The organism is Shinella sp. (genome assembly GCF_049651085.1).
Lineage (GTDB): Bacteria > Pseudomonadota > Alphaproteobacteria > Rhizobiales > Rhizobiaceae > Shinella.
Window position 1 is genome coordinate 97,205 of the sequence record NZ_JBASBL010000021.1, and the last position, 21,995, is coordinate 119,199.

General features: G+C 63.3%; 21 protein-coding genes. 6 read left to right on the plus strand and 15 right to left on the minus strand.

Annotated features, from left to right (window positions below):
- Positions 1–43 precede the first annotated feature (43 nt).
- The 3 genes from ntrC to dusB are packed head-to-tail and all read right to left on the minus strand — an operon-like array spanning position 44 to position 3,668.
- Complete coding sequence (ntrC, locus tag WA950_RS13010) at positions 44–1,498, minus strand: nitrogen regulation protein NR(I) (protein ID WP_424552130.1); 1,455 nt, start codon at positions 1,496–1,498, stop codon at positions 44–46.
- Positions 1,498–2,646: a two-component system sensor histidine kinase NtrB gene (locus tag WA950_RS13015; protein WP_424552131.1), complete on the minus strand. Its 1,149-nt coding sequence runs from the start codon at positions 2,644–2,646 to the stop codon at positions 1,498–1,500. Before WA950_RS13015 ends, ntrC begins: the two co-directional genes overlap by 1 nt.
- On the minus strand, positions 2,643–3,668 hold the full coding sequence (gene dusB, locus WA950_RS13020) for a tRNA dihydrouridine synthase DusB (RefSeq protein ID WP_424552132.1): 1,026 nt from the start codon (positions 3,666–3,668) through the stop codon (positions 2,643–2,645). The genes WA950_RS13015 and dusB overlap by 4 nt, the downstream gene beginning before the upstream one ends.
- Before the next feature lie 144 nt (positions 3,669–3,812).
- Here dusB and WA950_RS13025 point away from each other — a divergent pair, with 144 nt between their 5' ends.
- Together WA950_RS13025 and WA950_RS13030 are read left to right on the plus strand one after the other, a co-directional pair.
- A complete protein-coding gene (locus WA950_RS13025) occupies positions 3,813–5,024 on the plus strand; it encodes a bifunctional 2-C-methyl-D-erythritol 4-phosphate cytidylyltransferase/2-C-methyl-D-erythritol 2,4-cyclodiphosphate synthase (protein WP_424552133.1) in 1,212 nt (403 codons plus the stop codon).
- A gap of 2 nt (positions 5,025–5,026) precedes the next feature.
- Positions 5,027–5,521 (plus strand): CinA family protein, encoded by a 495-nt coding sequence (locus WA950_RS13030; RefSeq protein WP_424552394.1) that lies wholly within the window; start codon positions 5,027–5,029, stop codon positions 5,519–5,521.
- On the opposite strand, the gene WA950_RS13035 is transcribed toward WA950_RS13030, so the two are convergent.
- The 12 genes from WA950_RS13035 to WA950_RS13090 form a co-directional block, all read right to left on the minus strand.
- The gene (locus WA950_RS13035; protein WP_424552134.1) at positions 5,510–5,974 is read right to left on the minus strand and encodes a type II toxin-antitoxin system RatA family toxin; all 465 of its coding nucleotides are present in this window, start codon (positions 5,972–5,974) and stop codon (positions 5,510–5,512) included. The genes WA950_RS13030 and WA950_RS13035 overlap by 12 nt on opposite strands.
- A gap of 9 nt (positions 5,975–5,983) precedes the next feature.
- Positions 5,984–6,550, minus strand: a complete 567-nt coding sequence (locus tag WA950_RS13040) for an AAA family ATPase (protein ID WP_424552135.1) — start codon at positions 6,548–6,550, stop codon at positions 5,984–5,986.
- Positions 6,551–6,621: 71 nt separating this feature from the next.
- Positions 6,622–7,599 carry a lipoyl synthase gene (gene lipA, locus WA950_RS13045; protein WP_424552136.1) on the minus strand — a complete coding sequence of 326 codons (978 nt, stop codon included), beginning with the start codon at positions 7,597–7,599 and terminating at the stop codon, positions 6,622–6,624.
- A gap of 88 nt (positions 7,600–7,687) precedes the next feature.
- Positions 7,688–9,133 (minus strand): dihydrolipoyl dehydrogenase, encoded by a 1,446-nt coding sequence (gene lpdA / locus WA950_RS13050; protein ID WP_424552137.1) that lies wholly within the window; start codon positions 9,131–9,133, stop codon positions 7,688–7,690.
- A gap of 57 nt (positions 9,134–9,190) precedes the next feature.
- Positions 9,191–9,832: an SGNH/GDSL hydrolase family protein gene (locus tag WA950_RS13055; protein ID WP_424552138.1), complete on the minus strand. Its 642-nt coding sequence runs from the start codon at positions 9,830–9,832 to the stop codon at positions 9,191–9,193.
- Positions 9,833–9,847: 15 nt separating this feature from the next.
- Entirely contained in the window at positions 9,848–11,176 is a 1,329-nt protein-coding gene (locus WA950_RS13060; protein WP_424552139.1) for a pyruvate dehydrogenase complex dihydrolipoamide acetyltransferase, read from the minus strand.
- A gap of 15 nt (positions 11,177–11,191) precedes the next feature.
- Positions 11,192–12,571: a pyruvate dehydrogenase complex E1 component subunit beta gene (locus tag WA950_RS13065; RefSeq protein ID WP_424552140.1), complete on the minus strand. Its 1,380-nt coding sequence runs from the start codon at positions 12,569–12,571 to the stop codon at positions 11,192–11,194.
- 18 nt (positions 12,572–12,589) lie between these two features.
- On the minus strand, positions 12,590–13,636 hold the full coding sequence (pdhA, locus tag WA950_RS13070; protein ID WP_424552141.1) for a pyruvate dehydrogenase (acetyl-transferring) E1 component subunit alpha: 1,047 nt from the start codon (positions 13,634–13,636) through the stop codon (positions 12,590–12,592).
- Between the two features lie 148 nt (positions 13,637–13,784).
- Positions 13,785–14,093: an FtsB family cell division protein gene (locus tag WA950_RS13075; protein WP_424552142.1), complete on the minus strand. Its 309-nt coding sequence runs from the start codon at positions 14,091–14,093 to the stop codon at positions 13,785–13,787.
- A 136-nt stretch (positions 14,094–14,229) separates the two neighbouring features.
- Positions 14,230–15,504 carry a phosphopyruvate hydratase gene (gene eno, locus WA950_RS13080; protein WP_424552143.1) on the minus strand — a complete coding sequence of 425 codons (1,275 nt, stop codon included), beginning with the start codon at positions 15,502–15,504 and terminating at the stop codon, positions 14,230–14,232.
- Positions 15,505–15,633: 129 nt separating this feature from the next.
- Positions 15,634–16,473, minus strand: a complete 840-nt coding sequence (kdsA, locus tag WA950_RS13085; RefSeq protein ID WP_424552144.1) for a 3-deoxy-8-phosphooctulonate synthase — start codon at positions 16,471–16,473, stop codon at positions 15,634–15,636.
- 2 nt (positions 16,474–16,475) lie between these two features.
- Entirely contained in the window at positions 16,476–17,366 is an 891-nt protein-coding gene (locus WA950_RS13090; RefSeq protein ID WP_424552145.1) for a VOC family protein, read from the minus strand.
- Positions 17,367–17,608: 242 nt separating this feature from the next.
- Between WA950_RS13090 and WA950_RS13095 the strand changes: the two genes are divergently transcribed.
- From WA950_RS13095 to WA950_RS13110, 4 genes are all read left to right on the plus strand, one after another.
- Positions 17,609–18,349 carry a metallophosphoesterase family protein gene (locus WA950_RS13095; RefSeq protein ID WP_424552146.1) on the plus strand — a complete coding sequence of 247 codons (741 nt, stop codon included), beginning with the start codon at positions 17,609–17,611 and terminating at the stop codon, positions 18,347–18,349.
- Positions 18,350–19,753: a protein kinase domain-containing protein gene (locus WA950_RS13100; RefSeq protein WP_424552147.1), complete on the plus strand. Its 1,404-nt coding sequence runs from the start codon at positions 18,350–18,352 to the stop codon at positions 19,751–19,753.
- Positions 19,754–19,854: 101 nt separating this feature from the next.
- Complete coding sequence (locus tag WA950_RS13105; protein ID WP_424552148.1) at positions 19,855–20,400, plus strand: cysteine hydrolase family protein; 546 nt, start codon at positions 19,855–19,857, stop codon at positions 20,398–20,400.
- A gap of 167 nt (positions 20,401–20,567) precedes the next feature.
- Positions 20,568–21,719, plus strand: coding sequence for a ceramide glucosyltransferase (locus WA950_RS13110; protein WP_424552149.1), 1,152 nt, complete (start codon positions 20,568–20,570; stop codon positions 21,717–21,719).
- The last annotated feature ends 276 nt before the right edge of the window (positions 21,720–21,995 follow it).

Sequence of the window (21,995 nt, forward strand, 5' to 3'; positions counted from 1 at the left end):
AGCAACAGATTGTGGCCAAAATGCAACGCCCTTTGGTGTAAAGTCAAGCAGAGCGCGTACTTCTGTACACGGCCACGCCCAGTTCGCGAATTTTCTTGCGCAGCGTATTGCGGTTGAGGCCGAGCAGATCGGCGGCCTTGATCTGGTTGCCGCGCGTGGCCGTCAGAGCGGCGAGAATCAGCGGATATTCCACTTCAGCGAGGACACGTTCGTAAAGGCCGGTCGGCGGCAGGCCATCGCCAAAGCTGGCGAAATACTGCCGCATGTTTTCCTCCACGGCCTGGGAGATCGACAGCGAACCGGTGCGCACAACGGTCTTTTCCATGGGGCTGTCCGGGATGTCGGCACGCAATTCCGCCTCGATGATCTCGCGCGTGATGACATCCTGCGGATAGAGCGCCGTGAGCCGGCGCACGACGTTTTCCAGTTCGCGCACATTGCCCGGCCAGGAATGCGCCTTCAACAGCTCGAGCGCCTCCTGATCGAAGCGCTTGACGTCGAGGCCTTCCTTTTCCGCCTGCTGCACGAAGTGGCGCACAAGATCCGGAATGTCCTCCGCCCGGTCGCGCAGCGGCGGCAGGCGCAGCGGCACGACATTGAGGCGATAATAGAGGTCCTCGCGGAAAAGCCCCTGGTTGATCGACTGCTTCAGATCCTTGTTGGTCGCCGCGACGATGCGCACGTCGGTGCGGATCGGCGTGCGGCCGCCAACGGTCGTGTATTCGCCTTGCTGGAGCACGCGCAGAAGCCGGGTCTGGGCATCCATCGGCATGTCCCCGATCTCGTCGAGGAAGAGCGTGCCGCCCTCGGCCTGCTCGAATCGGCCGGTGGAACGGTTCTGCGCACCGGTAAAGGCACCCTTCTCATGTCCGAACAGTTCTGATTCGATGAGGTCGCGCGGGATAGCCGCCATGTTGATCGCGACAAACGGGCCGTTGCGGCGCTTGCCGTAGTCGTGCAGCGCGCGGGCGACAAGCTCCTTGCCCGTGCCCGATTCGCCGGTGATCATCAGCGTCAGGTCCGTCTGCATCAGGCGGGCAAGCACGCGGTAGATTTCCTGCATCGCCGCCGAGCGGCCGACAAGCGGCATGCCGTCCTGCATGTCGTCGTCAAGGCGCGCAGGCTTGCGCTTCGGCTCGGCCAGCGCCCGACCGATGATGGCGATCAGTTCGGTGAGATCGAAGGGTTTCGGCAGGTAGTCGTAGGCCCCTTTTTCCGAGGCCTTGATCGCCGTCATGAAGGTGTTCTGCGCACTCATGACCAGCACCGGCAGATCGGGCCTCGCCTTCTTGATGCGCGGCAGGAGATCGAAGGCATTTTCGTCCGGCATGACGACGTCGGTCACGACGATATCGCCCTCGCCGGCGGCGACCCAGCGCCACAGCGTCGCTGCGTTGGAGGTGATGCGCACATCGTATCCCGCGCGGCTAAGGGCCTGGTTGAGAACCGTGCGGATCGCGGCATCGTCATCGGCAACGAGGACTGTAGCGCCTGTCATCAATCATATCCTTTAGTCTTCGAAAAATCGGCGTCTTCACTGACGCCACGGGAAGCCGGCATCAGCACGCGGAAGGTGGTTCGGTTGCCCTGGCTGTCGCATTCAACAATACCGCCATGGCCGCCGATGATTTTTGCGACCAGCGCAAGGCCAAGGCCTGAGCCGTTGGTCTTCGTCGTGATGAAAGGATCGAAGAGATGCGGCAGAAGGTCTGCCGGAACGCCGGGGCCGTTGTCGTGCACGCAGAACTCTAGCGGCAACGAGATCTTTTCACGCGTGCCGGCAACCGAAAGCCGGATGCCCGGCCGGTAGGCCGTGGTGAGCTGGATTTCGCCCTCCGGCCGGTCGCCAACCGCCTCCGCGGCGTTCTTTATGAGGTTCAGGAACACCTGCACGAGCTGGTCGCGATTGGCATAGACCGGTGGCAGCGAGGGATCGTAAAGCTCCGTGATCCTGATATTGCGGGCAAAACCCGCCCGTGCGACCGCCTTCACATGATCCAGCACCGAATGGATGTTGATCGGCACGCGGTCGACCGGCCGCTCGTCGGAAAATACTTCCATGCGGTCGACCAGCGAGACGATGCGGTCCGTCTCGTCGCAGATCAGCCGCGTCAGCGCACGATCCTCGTCAGGAACCGAGGCCTCCAGAAGCTGCGCCGCGCCGCGGATTCCGGACAGAGGATTCTTGATTTCATGCGCCAGCATGGAGGCAAGGCCCGTCACCGACCGGGCGGCCCCGCGATGCGTGAGCTGGCGGTCGATCTTGTCCGCCATCGAGCGCTCCTGGATGACGACCACCACAGAGCCCGGCTCGGTCGTCGCGGGCGCCACATAGATATCGACAAGCTTTTCCGCCCCGAGCCGGGGCGAACTCAGATCGACGCGATACTCGCTTACCGGGGCCCGGCGTTCGCGCACCTGGTCGATCAGCGTCAGTAGCGGGCTGCCGAAGGGAATGAAGGCCGACACGTCGTGACGGGCGAGATGGGCCGCGCTCGCGCCGAAAAAGGCTTCCGCCTCCCAGTTGGCAAAGGCGATCAGCCCCTGGGCATCGACTAGGATGACCGGGTTCTGGATGGCATTGAGAACGGCAAGCGCAAGGTCCGGCGCCTTGGCGGCAGTCTGCTCTTCGCCCTTGCCGGTCATGCAGCCTCTCCGAGCCGGGATGCCGCATTGCCGAGCAGGGCGGCCGCCAGTCGGTCGGCGACGAAATCGCTGTCGCGCGCGGTCATGATTTCCGCCTTCGCCGCTCCCGGAAGGTCGGAGGCAAAACGCTCCAGATACCAGCCGACATGCTTTCGCGCGTGGCGCAGCCCACCCTCGACGCCGTAGAAATCGAGCATCATGCGGTAGTGCTCCACCGCGATTGCCGCCATTTCCTCCACCGAGGGATGCGCGCAAGCACCAGCCAGCACCGCCGGATGCCAGGGCCGGCCCTGTGCGGACCGGCCCACCATCACGGCATCGGCACCCGAACGCCGCAGGATTTCCTGCGCGTCCTCGGCCGTGTCCACATCACCATTGGCAATGAGCGGAATGGAGAGCACGTCACGCACCGCGCGGATCGCGTCCCAGTCGGCCCTGCCCTCGTAGAACTGCATGCGCGTGCGGCCATGCACGGTGATCATTGCCGCCCCCGCAGCCTCGGCGCGCGATGCGATATGCGGGGCATTGATCGAATCGTGGTCCCAGCCGAGACGCATCTTGACGGTCACCGGCACCTTCACCGCCTTGACGGTCGCCTCGATCAGGCCGAGCGCGTGATCGGGATCGCGCATCAATGCCGAGCCGGAATAGCCGCCGATCACCTTCTTGGCGGGGCAGCCCATATTGATATCGACGATGTCGGCGCCCTCGCCTTCCGCGATGCGCGCAGCCTCCGCCATCCAGTGCGCCTCACGCCCGGCAAGCTGCACCATGTGCGGGCGGATGCCGCAATTGCGGATGCGCGACCAGCTTTCGCGCGCATTGAGCGCCAGCTCCCGGCTAGCCACCATCTCGGTCACGACGAGGCCCGCGCCAAAACGCCAGGCGAGATCGCGGAACGGCAGGTCCGTTACGCCCGACATCGGCGCCAGAACGATCCGGTTCCGAAGGGCTTGGCCACCGACCGCGAGCGGCGCCGAAAGGTCGGGGACCATCACATGCTCATCTTTCAAGCAATTCATATCCATGCCATATTTTTAGACACTGTTGCCATTCTTGCCAAGCCGCAATCACACGATCGGGCAATTTTCCGCTAGGCGCTGGAATTGCGGCACCCTTCCGGCTAAACCACCTCGCATCGCTTCAAACAAAGGTGTGGGTCCGAAATGCTTGCGGAAAATGCGCTATCCTGCGGTGTGGTCATCGTTGCCGCCGGGCGAGGCGAACGGGCCGGCAGCCATGCCGATGGCCCCAAGCAATACCGCCGTATCGGCGGACGGCCGGTCATTTCCCATACGCTCGACCTCTTTATCAATTGGCCACACGCCCGCCATATCGTCGTCGTGATACATCCCGATGACGCGGCATTGTTCGAGGCCGCCCGCGCGGCGGCCCTGCCCGCCGAAGGTCGCCTGTCCGTGGTCAATGGCGGCGCAACCCGCCAGCAATCGGTGCTCGCCGGCCTCGAGGTTCTTGCCGGCAAAGACGTCAGCCATGTCCTCATCCAGGATGCCGTGCGTCCCTTCGTCGAACCCGCGATCCTCGAGCGCACGCTTGCCGCCTTCCATCACGGCGCACGCGCGGTACTGCCGGCCGTCGCCGTCGCCGACACGCTGAAGCGAGCGGACGCGAACGGCAATGTTGCCGAAACCGTCTCGCGCTCCGGCCTCTTCGCCGCGCAGACGCCTCAGTCCTTCCATTTCGCCACCATTCTGGAAGCCCACCGCCGCGCCAGCGCCGCCGGCCGCAGCGATTTCACCGACGACGCCTCAATCGCCGAGTGGGCGGGCGTGCGCGTGCATCTCGTCGAAGGCAGCGCCGGCAACGTCAAGCTCACCCTACAGAAGGATATCACCATGGCCGATCAGCGCCTCTCCCACGCACTGCCGGACGTTCGCACCGGCAACGGCTACGACGTGCACCAGCTCGTCGATGGCGACGGCGTCACGCTCTGCGGCCTCCTCATCGCGCATGACCAGACGCTTTCCGGCCATTCGGACGCCGATGTCGCGCTGCATGCCCTGACGGACGCGCTGCTTGCCACCTGCGGCGCGGGTGATATCGGCGACCATTTCCCGCCGTCCGATCCGCAATGGAAGGGCGCTGCGTCGCACATCTTCCTTGAACACGCCGTCGGCATCGTGCGCGCCAAAGGCGGCACGATCATGAATGCCGACGTGACGCTGATTGCGGAAGCCCCGAAGATCGGCCCTCACAAGGAGGAAATGCGCCGGAACCTTTCGACGTTCCTCGGGATTTCCATCGAGCGCTGCTCGGTCAAGGCGACGACCAACGAGAAGATCGGCTTCATCGGCCGGCGCGAGGGCATCGCGGCGATTGCAACGGCGACCGTCGTCTACAGGGAAACCGACGCGTGAGCATCTGGCCAAGGGACATAGAGGATGCGGCGAGCGGGATCGTCGCCGATTTCACCGCGCGCAAGCTGATGATCGCCACCGCCGAATCCTGCACGGCGGGGCTGATCGCCGGCGCGATCACGGAGATCGCGGGTTCCTCCAACGTCTTCGAACGCGGTTTCATCACCTATTCCAATGAGGCCAAGCAGCAGATGATCGGCGTCTCCCCCGAGACGCTGAAGGCGCATGGCGCCGTCTCGCGTCCGACGGCGATCGAGATGGCGGAAGGCGCGATCAGCAATTCGGCCGCCACCATTTCCGTTGCCGTCACCGGCATTGCCGGTCCCGGCGGCGGTTCGGACGAAAAGCCTGTCGGCCTCGTTCATCTCGCCGCCGCCCGCAAGGGGCACGAAACGCTGCACCGGGAAATGCGCTACGGCGATATCGGCCGCAGCGAAGTGCGGCTTGCCACGGTGCGCACAGCGCTTGAGATGCTGGTGGAAATTTCAGGCGACTGAACTATCGCCGCCATAGATCTGGCCCGCGCGTTTTTCGAATGCGTCGGTGAACATGCGGAAGGCGCGGTCGAACATCGAGCCCATCAGCGCGCCGAGAATACGGCTCTTGAACTCGTAGTCGATGAAGAAATGCACCTTCGAGCCGCCGTCGGGCTGCGCCTCGAAGCGCCAGCGGTTGTCGAGATAGCGGAACGGCCCGTCGATATATTTGACGTCGATCGTCCGCTCGGCCCGATTCAGCAAGACCTGCGTCGTAAAGGTTTCGCGGATCGCCTTGTAGCCGACCGTCATGTCGGCGACGAGCAATTCCTTGCCGTCGCGCTCCTTGCGCGAACGCACGGCAAGCCCCTCACAGAGCGGAAGGAACTCCGGGTAGCGCTCGACATCGGCGACGAGGTCGAACATCTGCTCGGGCGTATGGGGAACGGGTCTGTGGGTTTCGAACTGGGGCATGGCCGAGAGCTAGTGAACCGCGGCAACTCTTGCAAGTAGAAGGTCGTTCTCGCCACGCGATTTCAACACGCAAACCGGCACATGCGGTCCATATGTCGCAAGATTCTCCTCAATCTCCGGGCTCTCCGTCTTCTCGAAATTCCAGACGTAGCTGAGGAATTCGAGGTCGATCTTCTCGGGGCAGCCGTCGGCCATTTCCGGGCGGGACCGGCCACGCAGCTTGATCCAGCGAGAGATCACGCCGTAGAGCGACATCCAGCGCGGCGGGCGAAGCCATAGAACGAGATCGGCCCGCGGCAGGCGCAGCGGCAAGGAGCCGGGACTGGTGCCGTCGAGCATCCAGCATTCCTGAGCAAGGATAGCCTGCAGGCGCGCCAGCGCCTCGGCCCGCGGTCGCGTCTGCCAGCCGGGCAGCCAGAAGATTTCGCGGTCCATGGAAACATAAGGCAGGTCCAGACAGCCTGAAAGCTTTCGCGCCAGCGTGCTCTTGCCGCTGCCCGAGCAGCCGATGACCAGCACCCGCTCCGCCGCATGCAACCGCCCGGCCGCGTCCTCGATCGTGATCGAAACCGTCATCGCCATCCCCGAAACGAAAAGCCCCGCCGTCGGGCAGGACGGCGGGGCTTAAAGGATGATGGCGGGAATGTCTATTCCGCGGCAGCGAGAAGTTTGCGCTCGCGGGCGGCCCTGAGGCGGGCGAAGTCGTCGCCGGCATGATGCGAGGAGCGCGTCAGCGGGCTCGAGGAGACCATCAGGAAGCCCTTGGAATAGGCGACGGTCTCGTAGGACTTGAACTCTTCCGGGGTCACGAAGCTCATGACGGCATGGTGCTTGCGGGTCGGCTGCAGGTACTGGCCGATAGTCAGGAAGTCGACGTCGGCGGTGCGCAGGTCGTCCATCAGCTGGAGTACTTCGTTGCGCTCCTCGCCAAGGCCCACCATGATGCCCGACTTGGTGAACATGGTCGGATCCAGTTCCTTCACGCGCTGCAACAGGCGGACGGAGTGGAAGTAGCGTGCACCGGGGCGCACCGTGAGATAGTTGCCCGGAACGGTTTCCATATTGTGGTTGAAGACGTCGGGCTTTGCCGCGACGACACGCTCCAGCGCACCGGGCTTCTTGAGGAAGTCGGGGGTGAGGATTTCGATCGTCGTCGCCGGGGAAGCCGCGCGGATCGCCCAGATCACCTTTTCGAAGTGCTCGGCGCCGCCATCGGCCAGGTCATCGCGATCGACGGAGGTGATGACGACGTGAGACAGGCCCATCTGCTTGACGGCCTTGGCGACGTTTTCCGGCTCGTCCAGATCCAGCGCATTGGGCTTGCCCGTCGCCACGTTGCAGAAGGCGCAGGCGCGGGTACAGATTTCGCCCATGATCATGAAGGTCGCGTGCTTCTTGTCCCAGCACTCGCCGATATTCGGGCAGCCCGCTTCCTCGCACACAGTCACAAGCTTGTGCGAGCGCACGAGATCGCGGGTTTCCTGGTAGCCCTTGGAGACCGGTGCCTTGACGCGGATCCACTCCGGCTTGCGCAGCACTTCGGTATCGGGCCGGTTGGCCTTTTCCGGGTGGCGCACGCGCGGCGTATTGGGATCAAGATTGGTGCGGTCGAGAATGGTGACCATGCCGATTCCACTTTCTAGCAGGCTTCCGCGCCTGTCTTGCGGACCCGAAAATCGAGCCCGCCTCATGTGGAGGCGGGCTTTAGCACGTTCAAGCGTTCAGTGCACGCCCATAGGCATCGAGCACGCTTTCCTTCAGCGTTTCCGAAATCGTCGGATGCGGGAAGATCGTGTGCATCAGCTCTTCCTCGGTCGTCTCGAGGTTCATGGCGATGACGAAACCCTGGATCAGTTCGGTCACTTCCGCGCCGACGAGATGGGCGCCGAGCAGTTCGCCGGTCTTCTTGTCGAAGATCGTCTTGACGAGACCCTGGTCTTCGCCGAGCGCGATGGCCTTGCCGTTGGCAACGAAGGGGAAGCGGCCGACGCGGATGTCACGGCCCTGCTCCTTGGCCTTGGCTTCGGTGAGGCCGACCGAGGCGACCTGCGGGTGGCAATAGGTGCAACCCGGGATCTTCGACTTGTCCATCGGATGGACGTTCGGCAGGCCCGCGATCTTCTCGATGCAGATGACGGCCTCATGCTCGGCCTTGTGGGCAAGCATTGGCGGGCCGGCGACGTCGCCGATGGCGTAGAGGCCCGGCACGTTCGTCTTGCCGTAGCCGTCGATGGCGATGAAGCCGCGGTCGGTCTTCACGCCGAGCGCCTCAAGGCCGATATTCTCGATATTGGCCTGCACGCCGACAGCGGAGATCATGCGGTCGGCGGTGATCTTCTCGACCTTGCCGTCCTTCATCTCGACATGCGCGGTGACCGAATTGGCACCCTTCTCCACCTTGGTGACCTTGGCCTCCAGATGGATCTTCATGCCCTGCTTCTCGAACTGCTTCTTGGCCAGCGCCGAGATTTCCGCATCCTCGACCGGCATGACCGTCTTCATCACTTCGACGACCGTCACATCGACGCCGAGCGTGCGATAGAAGGAAGCGAATTCGATGCCGATGGCGCCCGAGCCCATGACGAGCAGCGACTTGGGCATTTCCTCCGGCTTCATCGCCTCGAAATAGGTCCAGATCAGCTTGCCGTCCGGCTCGATGCCCGGCAGCGCGCGCGGACGGGCGCCGGTTGCGATCACGATATGCTTGGCCGTGTAGGTGCCTTCCGGCAGAACATTCTTCGGCAGCGGCGCCTGCGGCTGCTGGATGGCCTTCGTCGTCTTGGATACGACGATCTCGCCAGGCTTCGTCAGCTTGGCTTCGCCCCAGATGACGTCGACCTTGTTCTTCTTCATCAGGAAGCCGACGCCGCCGTTCATGCGCTGGGCGATGCCGCGCGAGCGGGCGACGATGGCTTTCAGGTCCGGCGTCACCGACCCCTCGATCTTGATGCCGTAGTCACCCGGGTGCTTTGCATAGTGGAAGATTTCCGCCGAGCGCAGCAGCGCCTTGGTCGGGATGCAGCCCCAGTTGGAGCAGATGCCGGCGAGATGTTCGCGCTCGACGATGGCCGTCTTCAGGCCCAGCTGCGCCGCGCGGATCGCCGCGATATAGCCGCCCGGACCCGAACCGATAACGATGACGTCGTAGGATTGAGCCATGTCGTTTCCTGCCTTTTCTTTGGCGCGCACGAATTGCTGCCGCCGCATGTTTTCTTTTTAAAGCCCGAGCATCATGCGCACGACCGGCTCGAGACCCTTGCCGATCGCCCGCGTGTTCTTAACATCGAGATGCACACCGTCGAGCGGCGTCGTTTCGGCCACGGACCCCGCATCGAAGAAACCGCAGCCAACCTCGTCCGCCAGGTCCGCATAGAGCGTCGCCAGCATTGCCGACTGTTCGACGCCGCCGGCAAACATCGCCGAGAAAGCGGTATTTGCCGTTTCGCAGAGCGGCGGCGGCGAGACGATGAGGATTTCCGGACCGTCCTTGTCGCCGAACGACCAGGCGTGGTGCCTTACCAGCTCCACCAGCCGCTCCATGCCCTGCATCGCGCCGAACGCCGTCCCGCACAGGATCGGCTTCATGTCGTTGGCGCCGAGCAGGATGATGACGAGGTCAATCGGATCATGGCTGTGCAGGATCGTCGGCAAAATACGCGCACCGTTGCGGTCGCAATCCGCCAGGTGATCGTCATAGGCGGTGGTGCGGCCGTTGAGGCCCTCGGCAATCACGGCAACGTCCGGCCCGAGAGCCTTGGCGAGCACGCTCGGCCAGCGATCCTCGAAGGCGTGCCGGTCGAGCGTTTCCGCGTTATAACCCCAGGTCAGGCTATCGCCGTAGCAAAGAACCGTCTTCATGGCCGCACCCCGCTATCAGACGAGCATTCCCATCGGGTTCTCGATGTAGCGCTTGAAGGCACCGAGCAGTTCGGCGCCGAGCGCGCCGTCGACGCAGCGATGGTCGGTGGAAAGCGTGACCGTCATGGCGTTGACGATGACCATCTGGCCACCCTTGACCACGACGCGCTCCGTGCCGGCACCAACCGCCAGGATCGTCGCATGCGGCGGATTGACGACCGCAGCGAAGTTCGAGACGCCCATCATGCCCATGTTGGAGACCGCAGTCGTTCCGCCCTGATACTCTTCCGGCTTCAGCTTGCGTTCCTTGGCGCGCTTGCCGAGGTCCTTCATCTCGTTGGAGATGGCCGACAGGCTCTTCAGCTCCGCCTTGCGGATGATTGGGGTGATCAGGCCGCCCGGGATGGAGACTGCGACGCCGACATCCGCGTGCTTGTGCTTGACCATGTTCGTGTCGGTCCAGGAGACGTTGGCATCCGGCACGTCGCGCAGTGCGAGCGCCATGGCCTTGATCACCATGTCGTTGACCGAGAGCTTGTAGGCCGCCTTGTCTTCCTTGCGGGGCGCCGCCTCGTTGAGCTGCGCGCGCAGCGCCAGCAGCGCATCGAGTTCCACGTCGACCGAGACGTAGAAATGCGGGATCGTCTGCTTGGATTCCTGCAGGCGCTTGGCGATGGTCTTGCGCATGCCGTCATGCGGCACGAGCTCGTAGGAGCCCTGCTCGAAAAGCTTGAGCACGGCTTCCTCCGACATGCCCCTGGGGGCAGCGGCGGGGGCTGCGGAAGCGGCAGACGGCGCGGCGGCCTTGGCGCCACCGGAGGCGACGGCCTTCTCGACATCGCTCTTCACCACGCGGCCATGCGGGCCAGAGCCGGATACCGAACCGATATCGACACCGGATTCCTTGGCGATGCGGCGGGCGAGCGGCGAAGCGAAGACGCGGTTGCCGTCCTTGGCCGGAGCAGACGCGGCGGCAGGAGCCGGCGCGGCAGCAGCCGCAGGCTTTTCCGCTTCCTTCGGCGCTTCAACCCTGGCCTCGGAGGCCTTGGCTTCTGCCTTCGGGGCCGTACCACCAGCGGCGGCGGCAGCGGAGACGTCTTCGCCGTCAGCAGCGAGGATGGCGATGAGGCTGTTGACCTTCACGCCTTCCGTACCGGCCGGCACGACGATCTTGGCGACCGTGCCCTCGTCGACGGCTTCGACTTCCATCGTCGCCTTGTCGGTCTCGATCTCGGCGATGACGTCACCGGATTTCACGGTGTCGCCTTCCTTGACGAGCCACTTGGCCAGGTTGCCCTCTTCCATGGTGGGCGACAGGGCGGGCATCGTAATGTTGATCGGCATTTCTGCGCCCTCCCGTTACTTGTAGCAGACGGTTTTGACCGCCTGGACGACTTCGTCGACATTCGGCAGCGCCAGCTTTTCGAGATTTGCGGCGTAGGGCATCGGAACGTCCTTGCCGGCGATCGTCAGGATCGGCGCATCGAGATAGTCGAAGGCCTGCTGCATGACGCGGGTGGCGACCTCGGTGCCGACGGAAGACTGCGGGTAGCCTTCCTCGACAACGACCAGACGCCCGGTCTTCTTGACCGATTCAATGACGGTCGGCAGGTCCATCGGACGGATGGTGCGCAGGTCGATCAGTTCGACATCGATGCCGTCCTTCTCAAGCTCCGCAACCGCCTTGACCGCATAGGTCATGCCGATGCCGAAGGAGACGATGGTGACGTCGCTGCCCTTCTTGTGGATGCGCGCCTTGCCGATCGGCAGAACGAAATCGTCCATCTTCGGTACTTCGAAGCTCTGGCCGTAGAGGATTTCGTTTTCAAGGAAGATGACCGGGTTCGGATCGCGGATGGCGGCCTTCAGGAGGCCCTTCGCGTCGGCTGCCGTATAAGGCATGACGACCTTGAGGCCCGGAATATGGCTGTACCAGGCGGCATAGCACTGCGAGTGCTGGGCCGCCACGCGCGCTGCCGCGCCGCTCGGGCCGCGGAAGACGATCGGCGCGCCCATCTGGCCGCCCGACATGTAAAGGGTCTTGGCCGCCGAGTTGACGATCTGGTCGATCGCCTGCATGGCGAAGTTGAAGGTCATGAACTCGACGATCGGCTTGAGGCCGGTCATGGCCGCGCCGACGCCGACGCCGGCAAAGCCGTGCTCGGTGATCGGCGTGTCGATGACGCGGCGCGCTCCGAATTCCTGGAGAAGACCCTGCGTGATCTTGTAGGCGCCCTGATATTCGGCGACTTCCTCACCCATGATGAAGACGTCACCATCGCGGCGCATTTCTTCCGCCATGGCGTCGCGCAGCGCTTCACGCACCGTCGTCATCACCATTTCGGTGCCGGCCGGGATATCCGGATCGGCAGCGGCTTCCGTCTTCGGCGCGGCCGGCACGGAGGCAGCGGCGGGCGCCGGCTCGGCGGCCTTCGGGGTTTCCGCTTCAACAGGAGCGGCAGTAGCCTTCGGCGCGACGACCGCATCGGCGCTTTCGCCGTCCTGCAGCAGAACGGCAATCGCAGTGTTGACCTTGACGCCTTCGGTGCCGGCGGCGATCAGGATCTTGCCGATCACGCCTTCATCGACGGCTTCGACTTCCATCGTCGCCTTGTCGGTTTCGATTTCAGCAATCACGTCGCCGGACTTGACGGTGTCACCCTCGTTCTTGACCCACTTGGAGAGCGTGCCCTCTTCCATGGTCGGAGACAGGGCGGGCATGAGAATTTCTACTGGCATTTTTCGTCCCTCCCCGGATTACAGCAGGATGTCGGTGTAGAGTTCGGATACATCCGGCTCCGGATCGGACTGTGCGAAATCAGCGCTGTCTGCGACGATATCACGGACGTCCTTGTCGATCTGCTTGAGATCGTCCTCGCTTGCCCACTGCTTTTCCAGAAGGCGGGCGCGCACCTGCTCGATCGGGTCGTGCTCGGAACGCATCTTCTGCACTTCGTCCTTCGAGCGGTACTTCGCCGGATCGGACATGGAGTGGCCGCGATAGCGGTAGGTCTGCATTTCAAGGATCATCGGACCCTTGCCGGAACGGCAATGCTCGATGGCCTCATCCGCAGCCGCCTTGACGGCGCGAACGTCCATGCCGTCGACCTGGTAGCCCGGAATGCCGAACGAAGCGCCACGCTGCGAGAAATCGGTCTGGGCGGACGCGCGCGAAACGGCGGTGCCCATGGCGTAGCGGTTGTTCTCGATGATGTAGACGACCGGCAGCTTCCAGAGCGCGGCCATGTTGAAGCTTTCGTAGACCTGGCCCTGGTTGGCCGCGCCGTCGCCGAAATAGGCGAGCGAGACGTTGTCATTGCCACGGTAGCTGTTGGCGAAAGCAAGGCCCGTGCCAAGCGAGACCTGCCCGCCGACGATGCCGTGGCCGCCGTAGAAGTTCTTTTCCTTGGAGAACATGTGCATGGAGCCGCCCTTGCCCTTGGAAAGGCCGCCGCGACGTCCGGTCAGTTCCGCCATCACGCCCCGCGCACTCATGCCGCAAGCGAGCATGTGGCCGTGGTCGCGATAACCGGTGATGACCTGGTCACCATCCTTCAGCGCCATCTGCATGCCGACGACGACAGCTTCCTGACCGATATAGAGGTGACAGAAGCCGCCGATGAAGCCCATGCCGTAGAGCTGGCCGGCCTTTTCCTCGAAACGCCGGATCAGCAGCATTTCGCGATAGGCCTTGAGGTCGTCTTCCTTGGAGAAGTCGGCGATGATGCCGCCGTTGAAGTCTTTCTTTGCAGGCTTTGCCGCCGATTTGCGGCTGGACGTGGACGCGATCTTACGCGGAGCCATTCGTTCCTCCCTATGTTTGCCTTTTGACGAAACCATAGGGGAGAAAACCCGCCGCAGCAATGCTATAAATGCATGGCTTATATTCTTGAGAAGCCATTGATTAATAACGGCTATTTTCGATTAACCTGATTTCGGTTAATCCACTATATTAGTGGAAAATGACGATTTCGTCGGTGCGGGACATATTGAGATAGAAGCGCGCCTTCTCGTCGAGCATGTCTCGCTCCAGCGAGCCATCACTCATCAGGGCAACCTCTTTCTCAAGAATCTGGCGCTGCCGCACGAGCACATCGAGGCGCGCCTGACGCTCCACTCTCTGCCGCTCGAAATCCTCCATTCCGCGCAGGCCAAAGTCACCATGGACGGAATGATAGCCGAAATAGGAAAGGAACGCGACCGTAATCACCGGCAGTACCAGCCGGCCCAACTTCCGCTTCTTATGATGTTTGGTCCACATGCCCGTGCCCCGATACGCAATACGGGATCGACACTAGCGGCAAGCGGTTAACCGACCATTGACCATGATGCAGCACGCAAGAAAAAACCCGCATCCTGCGATGCGGGTTTCATCAGTCCGAAAACCAGTTTCCCGGTCAGCCGCGCAGGATGGCGCGGCCAGCATACTTTGCCTGCGGGCCCAGCTGCTCCTCGATGCGGATCAACTGGTTGTACTTTGCGGTCCGGTCAGAACGGGCGAGCGAGCCGGTCTTGATCTGTCCGCAGTTGGTGGCGACAGCAAGATCCGCGATCGTGGAATCTTCCGTCTCGCCGGAGCGGTGCGACATGACGGCGGTGTAGCTCGCCTTGTGTGCGGTCTCGACGGCGTCGAGCGTTTCGGAGAGCGAGCCGATCTGGTTGACCTTGACGAGGATCGAATTGGCGACGCCCATCTTGATGCCGTCGCGCAGGCGCGCCGAGTTCGTCACGAACAGATCGTCACCAACGAGCTGAACCTTCTTGCCAACCTTGTCGGTCAGCGCCTTCCAGCCATCCCAGTCGTCTTCGGCCATGCCGTCCTCGATAGAGAAGATCGGGTACCTGGCAGCCAGTTCCGCCAGATAATCCGCCATGGCCTCGGGCTCCAGCGTGCGGCCTTCGCCTTCCAGAACGTACTTGCCGTCCTTGAAGAACTCGGTCGAGGCGCAGTCGAGCGCGATGAACATGTCTTCGCCCGGACGATAGCCGGCCTTCTCGATCGACTTCATGATGAAGTCGAGGGCGGCAGGAGCGGATGCGAGACCCGGCGCGAAGCCGCCTTCATCGCCCACATTCGTGTTGTGGCCATCGGCAGCCAGCTGCTTCTTCAGCGTGTGGAAGACTTCCGAGCCCATGCGAACGGCATCGCGGATATTTTCGGCGCCGACCGGAACGATCATGAATTCCTGGAAGTCGATCGGGTTGTCGGCATGCGCGCCGCCATTGATGATGTTCATCATCGGCACAGGCAGGATGCGGGCGTTCGGACCGCCGACATAGCGGTAGAGCGGCAGGTTGGCCGCTTCCGCCGCAGCCTTGGCGACGGCGAGCGAGACGCCGAGGATGGCGTTGGCGCCGAGGCGGGCCTTGTTGGCCGTGCCGTCGAGTTCGATCATTGTCTGGTCGATCTGGATCTGGTCTTCGGCCTCGAGGCCGCCGATCGCTTCGAAGATCTCGCCATTGACGGCTGCAACGGCGTTTTCGACGCCCTTGCCGAGGTAGCGCTTGCCACCATCACGCAGTTCGACGGCTTCGTGTGCGCCGGTCGAGGCGCCCGACGGAACGGCCGCGCGGCCGAAGCTGCCATCTTCGAGATGCACATCCACCTCGACGGTGGGATTGCCGCGGCTGTCGAGAATCTCGCGACCGATGATGTCGATGATTGCAGTCATGGATATCGTCCTGTTTCTGGGTTTATAAATCGATTAAAATCTACTTCTAATCGACCAAGTGAAAAATACAATGGTACGGCTGCGCCTGCAAAAACGGATGGCATGTCTCCATGTCATCCGTTTGAAGCTTCAGCCCTTCGTGATCGCGTCGAAGGCCAGCAGCTTTTCCAGAAGCCGCGGCATGTCCTTGAGATGCACCATGTTCGGCCCGTCCGAAGGCGCATTGTCCGGATCCTCGTGGGTCTCGACGAAGAGGCCCGCAATGCCGACGGCGACCGCCGCCCGCGACAGCGTCTCGACGAATTCGCGCTGGCCGCCGGTCGATCCACCCTGCCCGCCCGGCTGCTGAACCGAATGGGTCGCGTCGAAGACCACGGGCGCACCGAGTGAGGCCATGATCGGCAGCGAGCGCATGTCGGAGACGAGCGTATTGTAGCCGAAGGAAGCGCCGCGTTCGCACAGCAATACGTTCGGATTGCCGCTCTCGGTGAATTTCGCTAGCACGTTCTTCATGTCCCAGGGCGCAAGGAACTGGCCCTTCTTGACGTTGATCGTGCGGCCCGTCCTGGCGGCGGCGACCAGAAGGTCGGTCTGGCGCGACAGGAAGGCCGGAATCTGCAGGATATCGACCGTCTCGGCAACGATGGCGCATTGCTCTTCCGTGTGGACGTCCGTCAGAACCGGAAAACCGAAATCCTTCTTGAGATCGGCAAAGACCTCCATGGCCGTCTCAAGGCCGATGCCGCGCTTGCCGGAAATCGAGGTGCGGTTCGCCTTGTCGAAGGACGACTTGTAGACGAGGCCGAGGCCGAGCTTGTCGCACATCTCGACCAGCGTTCCGGCGATCATATAGGCGTGGTCGCGGCTTTCCATCTGGCAGGGACCGGCAATCAGCGAAAAGCGCTTGTCCTGCGAGAAAGTGACCTTCTTCGGGCCTTCGCCGACGACAATTGTGGAATTGGTTTTCATCTTCATTCTCCAAAGACGAAGAGGACACCCTGCCCCGACGCTGGCGGCACCAGCAGGCGGTCATCCCGTTCACGGAAGGCGACGCCGCGCTGGTCAAGCAGGCGGCGACAATCGGACAGGCTGGAAACCCGGAAAACGACCGCCCGGCCCTTCAGCCCACGATCGGCGCCCGCCGGTGAAATACCGTAAAAACCTTCAAGGCCGTCATCGTTCAGCACCGTTATACGGCCGCGCGGCGTATCAACGGACATGCCGAAGGACAGAGCCTCGACCTCGCGTTCGTCGGCCGCCTCCTGCACGAGGTACTGGAAGTCCGTCGGGTTCTGCTCCGACAGCACGACTTCAGCAAGTGCGACGACACCGTTCTCATGTCCTTCCAGCGCCTTGCGGTCGGACGGAAGCGGCAGGACGCGCTGCGAGGCGAAGAAGAAGAAATCGGGGCTGCGCAGGTCGGCGGCAAAGGCCAGCCGGAAGCTGCCGGTCGCGGATGTGCCATCGGGCAGCAGCATGTCACGGGAAAATTCCAGCACCTCGCCGCCCGAAAGGCCGGCCGCGGTGTAGCGCTGGTCATCCTCCCACGCATCACCGCTCGCCATGGCGATAGCGGAAAAGCCCTCGAGGCCGCGGCGGAAGCGGAAAGCCTGGTCGCGTGCAACGAAAACGTTGCCCGCCCGCGCCGCTTCTTCGCACTCTTCGCGATTGGCGATGCCGAGCGGCTCCAGATAGCTGCCATCGGAAAGAAACACGCAACAGTTTTCCGTGCCGAACGGATGGCGCGCATCCCCGGCGACGGTGAAACCCAGCTGCGTCAGCCGCTCCCGGGCAATTCCGAGATCGGACACCGGCAGCACCAGATGGTCAATCGGGCGGGGTGTTCTCGAACTCACGGTCATTGGCAAAATCCGGTCGTGTTTCAGGCGACCCGTGCTTTGCCTGCTTTCGGCGCGCAATGCAAGCACCAGCACGGCGGGCGAAGGCCGGTCGGAAGCTTTCAGCCTGCCGGCATTTTCGCCTTCGAGGAGTGGAATTCCTGACAATACGCCAGTGGCGCGGCAAAAATGTTCGCCTTCCGTCGAATGGTTGCGGGCGGAAAGCCGCGATATGGTCGGTCACGATTTGCGAAGACCGTCATGCCATGCTGCTTGCGATCCTGTCCGACATCCACGCCAACCGCGAAGCGTTCGAAGCGGTGCTCGCCGCCGCCGGGGCGGCCGGGGCGGAACGCTTCGTGCTGCTCGGCGATATCGTCGGTTATGGCGCGGATCCGCAATGGTGCGCGGAACGGGCAATGCAGCTCGCGGCAGGCGGAGCCATCGTGCTGCGCGGCAACCACGATGACGCGGTCGGCAATCCTTCCGCCTCGATGAACGCGACGGCAACGCTCGCGCTCGAATGGACACGCCGTCAGCTTGACAGCAATAGCCGCGCCTTTCTCGCCGCCCTGCCCTTCAAGGCGCGCAAAGAGGATTGCCTCTTCGTCCATGCCGATGCCAGCGCGCCGTCCGACTGGAACTATGTGCTCGACGCCAGCGACGCCGACCGGCATCTTGGCGCCTGCGAGGCCCGCGTCAGTTTCTGCGGCCATGTGCACAAGCCGGCGCTCTACTGCACCGCGCCGGGCGGCAGGGTCACGCATTTCAATCCTGCCGCCGCAACGCCGGTGCCCTTGCTGGCGCAGCGCCGCTGGCTTGCGGTCATGGGCGCCGTCGGCCAGCCGCGTGACGGCAACCCGGCCGCCGCCTTCGCGCTCTACGATACGCAAGACGCGGAGTTACGATTCCTACGTACCGTTTATGATGTGGAGAAGGCTGCGGACAAGATCCGCGCCGCCGGCCTGCCTTCCTCCCTCGCCGACCGACTGTTCCGGGGGCGCTAGATGGTGAAGGCGCGGCTGAACCCCGGCGACGTGATCGACGGCTTTACCATCGAAGATATCGCCCACAATGGCGGCATGGCGCGCATCTGGAAGGTCAGCCGGCCGGACATCGATTTTCCGATCCTGATGAAGGTCCCGGTCATCGGCGAGGGTGACGACCCCGCGGCTATCGTCGGCTTCGAGATGGAGCAGATGATCCTGCCGCGGCTTTCAGGCCCGCATGTGCCGCGCTTCGTGGCAAACGGCGATTTCGCGACGCTCCCCTATATCGTCATGGAACGCCTGCCCGGCACCTCGCTCTATCCGCTGCTCGAACGCCTGCCGCTACCGCCGGACGAAGTCGCCGCCATCGGCGCGAAAATTGCCGTCGCGCTCGATTCGCTGCACCGCCAGCATGTCGTGCACCTCGACCTGAAGCCGTCCAACGTGATGTTCCGCGAGACCGGCGAGGCCGTGCTGATCGACTACGGGCTTGCCCGCCATGTCCACCTGCCGGACCTGATGGACGAACAGTTTCGCCTGCCCTACGGCACCGCGCCCTACATGGCGCCGGAACAGGTTCTCGGCACGCGCAGCGATTTTCGCAGCGATCTCTTCGCGCTTGGCGTCCTGCTCTATTTCTTCGCGACCGGAGAGCGCCCCTTCGGCGATCCGCAGCGGCTGAAGGGCCTGAAACGCCGACTCTGGCGCGATCCGCTTCCGCCGCGCGCCCGCAACGGCGCCATCCCGCCCGCCTTGCAGGAAATCATCCTGTATTGCCTGGAGGTCAACCCCGCCTGGCGCTATCCGAGCGCCGCCCAGCTCGCTGCCGACCTCCAGGATCTTGCCTCCGTCAAGCTGACCGCCCGGGCGGAAAAGATGAAACGCGATCCGCTCGCCATGGTGCTACGCCGCCGCTTCGACCCGGTGCCGATCGAGACCGTGAAGCCGCAGGCCGCCGAAGCCCAGCTTGCCAATGCGCCTATCGTCATGGTCACGGTCGACCTTGCGGCCAATACGCCGGAACGCGCCGAGGCGATCCACAAGACCGTGGCGCGCATCATCGAGAACACGCCGGACGCGCGTATCGCCTGTATCAACGTCCTGAAGATCAATCGCATCGTCATCGACACCTCGCTGGACGAGCAAGGCCGCAACAAGCATGTGCTGCGCCTCGTCGAGCTGCGAAACTGGTCGACCGGCCTTCCCGCGCCCGGCGGCGGCATCACCTTCCATGTGCTGGAGGCCGTCTCGCCTGCAGACGCCATTCTCGATTATGCCCGGGACAACTTTGTCGACCACATCGTCATGGGCGCGCGCGCCGAATCGACCATGCGCTCTATGCTCGGCAGCGTATCCGGCGAAGTGGCAGCCCATGCCCCCTGCACCGTTACCGTCGTTCGCAATCGCCAGCGTCCGCAATAGCGGGCGGCCACCCTGAAATATTTCGGTATTGCCAATGGCGATACGAAACAGGCCGGGGCAATATGCCGGCAACATCTATCTCCTCACGGAAAGGACCCGCCATGAGCAAACGAGCCATCATCATCGTCGACCTCCAGAAGGACTATCTCGCCTCCGGCAGTTTCGCTCTCACGGGCATCGACATGGCCGCCGCCAACGCCGCGCGGGTCGTCGAGGCTGCACGCAGCAAAGGCGACCGGATCGTGCATGTCCACCATGTTGCGAAGGAAGCCGATTCGCCGCTTTTTGCGCCGGACACCGACGGCATCCACCCTATCCCGGCGGTCGAGCCGCAAGAGGGCGATACGGTCGTCATCAAGAACTACCCGAACTCCTTCCGCGAAACGACATTGCAGCAGACCCTGCAGGCGTCCGGCATCGAGGATGTGGTGGTGGTCGGGGCGATGAGCGACGTCTGTATCGATGCGACCGCCCGCGCCGCCGCCGACCTCGGCTACAATCTCACCGTGGTGCACGACGCCTGCGCAACGCGCGACAAGGCCTTCGGTGATTCGGTAGTACCGGCCGCGCAGGTCCACGCCACGATCATGTCGGCCCTCGAATTCGGCTACGGCAAGGTCACGACGACAGCAGAATTTCTGTCGTAACCGCGAGAAAAGCGCGCCTCCGCCATCGGCGGAGGCGTCTGCACCGCGGAGCCCCACGGTTTCCCGCCTCTCCCGTCATTCGCCTGTCATGCGACGATGATGTCTCTTCCCGCGTGAATGCACCCGGCAGCCGCCACGCATGGCGGCGCCCAGCGGAGTACGCGTGAATGGATATGGCTCAGGCCCTCGCCCTTGCCTCTGGCGCTCTTGTCGCAACCAACCTCGCCAGCATCCTCATTGCCGGCAAGCGGCTGAAAGCGACCGATGCCGCGCCGCAGGATATCCGCAAGAAGCCACCCGTCTCTATCGTCATTCCCGTTCGCGGCATCGAGAATTTTTCTGCCGAGACGCTGGATCGCGCCTTTCGCCTGACCTGGCCGAGCTATGAACTGCTCTTCTGCGTCGCCCACGGCAACGATCCGATCATCCCGCAAATCGAAAAGACCGCAGCCGCCCATCCGCAGGTCGAGGCACGTATCCTTGTCGGCGACGACCGCATCAGCGCCAATCCGAAACTCAACAATTGCGTCAAGGGATGGCAGGCGGCCCGCCATGACTGGGTGATCCTTGCCGATTCCAACGTGCTGATGCCGCCGGACTATATCCAGCACCTCATGGCAGGCTGGCGAAGCAATTCCGGCGTCGTATGCTCCACGCCGCTGGGCTCGCGCCCGGAGGGGTTCTGGGCCGAGGTCGAGTGCATGTTCCTCAACACCCAGCAGGCCCGATGGCAATATGCCGGCGAGGCACTCGGCCTTGGTTTCGCCCAGGGCAAGAGCATGCTCTGGCACAAGCCCATGCTCGACGCGAACGGCGGTATCCAGGCGCTGAGCGCGGAAATCGCCGAAGATGCGGCCTCCACCAAGCTGGTGAACCGGCTCGGTCTTCAGGTCCATCTCGTCTCCTCGCCATTCCAGCAGCCGCTGGGTCGGCGCACCGGACAGGAGATCTGGTCGCGCCAGTGCCGGTGGTCGCGCCTGCGCCGTGTCACCTTTCCCGGTTTCTTCGCCCCGGAAGTCCTGCTCGGCATCCTGCCGCCGCTGTGCCTCGCCCTTGGTGCGGCACTCCTCGGCGACATGGCGCTCGCCCCCGCCGTGGTCATGGTTCTTGCCGGCGTCTACCTGCCGGAAATCGCCCTCGCCTTCGCCAAGGGCTGGCGCCTCTCCCTTTGGTCGGTGCCTGCCATGATCGTCCGCGACCTCATGATGCCCGCCATCTGGCTGCGCGCCTGGCTCGGCGGCACCATCGACTGGCGCGGCAACACGATGACCATCGGCACGACAGCGTGCGAGTTGAAGGAATCACCAGCCGGACCGTGACGAAATCGGTGGATGCCAGAATGCACTAGCTGGCGACGATCCAGCAGCGGAGCGGCTGCGAAAGGCAAGAGCGGATAGGCTGCTTCGAGAACCGCAAGATCATCTGCGCTCAACCTGCTCGACGGTTGCCCGCTCCCGAACCTTTTCATGGTACATGATGCAACCAGCAATGCGCCTTCCTTCACCCTGCATCGAGGATACAGAGGAAGGCGTCTGAAACCTGTCGACTCTCGAGACCTCGTGGGATCGTATAGTCTCGGCACCTTTAGCAATGTA

What these genes read in the sequence shown, in the direction of transcription:
- ntrC (WP_424552130.1), bottom strand. Translation starts at nt 1,498, where the DNA reads ATGACAGGCGCTACAGTCCTCGTTGCCGATGACGATGCCGCGATCCGC.
- WA950_RS13015 (WP_424552131.1), bottom strand. Translation starts at nt 2,646, where the DNA reads ATGACCGGCAAGGGCGAAGAGCAGACTGCCGCCAAGGCGCCGGACCTT.
- dusB (WP_424552132.1), bottom strand. Translation starts at nt 3,668, where the DNA reads ATGAATTGCTTGAAAGATGAGCATGTGATGGTCCCCGACCTTTCGGCG.
- WA950_RS13025 (WP_424552133.1), top strand. Translation starts at nt 3,813, where the DNA reads ATGCTTGCGGAAAATGCGCTATCCTGCGGTGTGGTCATCGTTGCCGCC.
- WA950_RS13035 (WP_424552134.1), bottom strand. Translation starts at nt 5,974, where the DNA reads ATGCCCCAGTTCGAAACCCACAGACCCGTTCCCCATACGCCCGAGCAG.
- WA950_RS13040 (WP_424552135.1), bottom strand. Translation starts at nt 6,550, where the DNA reads ATGACGGTTTCGATCACGATCGAGGACGCGGCCGGGCGGTTGCATGCG.
- lipA (WP_424552136.1), bottom strand. Translation starts at nt 7,599, where the DNA reads ATGGTCACCATTCTCGACCGCACCAATCTTGATCCCAATACGCCGCGC.
- lpdA (WP_424552137.1), bottom strand. Translation starts at nt 9,133, where the DNA reads ATGGCTCAATCCTACGACGTCATCGTTATCGGTTCGGGTCCGGGCGGC.
- WA950_RS13055 (WP_424552138.1), bottom strand. Translation starts at nt 9,832, where the DNA reads ATGAAGACGGTTCTTTGCTACGGCGATAGCCTGACCTGGGGTTATAAC.
- WA950_RS13060 (WP_424552139.1), bottom strand. Translation starts at nt 11,176, where the DNA reads ATGCCGATCAACATTACGATGCCCGCCCTGTCGCCCACCATGGAAGAG.
- WA950_RS13065 (WP_424552140.1), bottom strand. Translation starts at nt 12,571, where the DNA reads ATGCCAGTAGAAATTCTCATGCCCGCCCTGTCTCCGACCATGGAAGAG.
- pdhA (WP_424552141.1), bottom strand. Translation starts at nt 13,636, where the DNA reads ATGGCTCCGCGTAAGATCGCGTCCACGTCCAGCCGCAAATCGGCGGCA.
- WA950_RS13075 (WP_424552142.1), bottom strand. Translation starts at nt 14,093, where the DNA reads ATGTGGACCAAACATCATAAGAAGCGGAAGTTGGGCCGGCTGGTACTG.
- eno (WP_424552143.1), bottom strand. Translation starts at nt 15,504, where the DNA reads ATGACTGCAATCATCGACATCATCGGTCGCGAGATTCTCGACAGCCGC.
- kdsA (WP_424552144.1), bottom strand. Translation starts at nt 16,473, where the DNA reads ATGAAAACCAATTCCACAATTGTCGTCGGCGAAGGCCCGAAGAAGGTC.
- WA950_RS13090 (WP_424552145.1), bottom strand. Translation starts at nt 17,366, where the DNA reads ATGACCGTGAGTTCGAGAACACCCCGCCCGATTGACCATCTGGTGCTG.
- WA950_RS13095 (WP_424552146.1), top strand. Translation starts at nt 17,609, where the DNA reads ATGCTGCTTGCGATCCTGTCCGACATCCACGCCAACCGCGAAGCGTTC.
- WA950_RS13100 (WP_424552147.1), top strand. Translation starts at nt 18,350, where the DNA reads ATGGTGAAGGCGCGGCTGAACCCCGGCGACGTGATCGACGGCTTTACC.
- WA950_RS13105 (WP_424552148.1), top strand. Translation starts at nt 19,855, where the DNA reads ATGAGCAAACGAGCCATCATCATCGTCGACCTCCAGAAGGACTATCTC.
- WA950_RS13110 (WP_424552149.1), top strand. Translation starts at nt 20,568, where the DNA reads ATGGATATGGCTCAGGCCCTCGCCCTTGCCTCTGGCGCTCTTGTCGCA.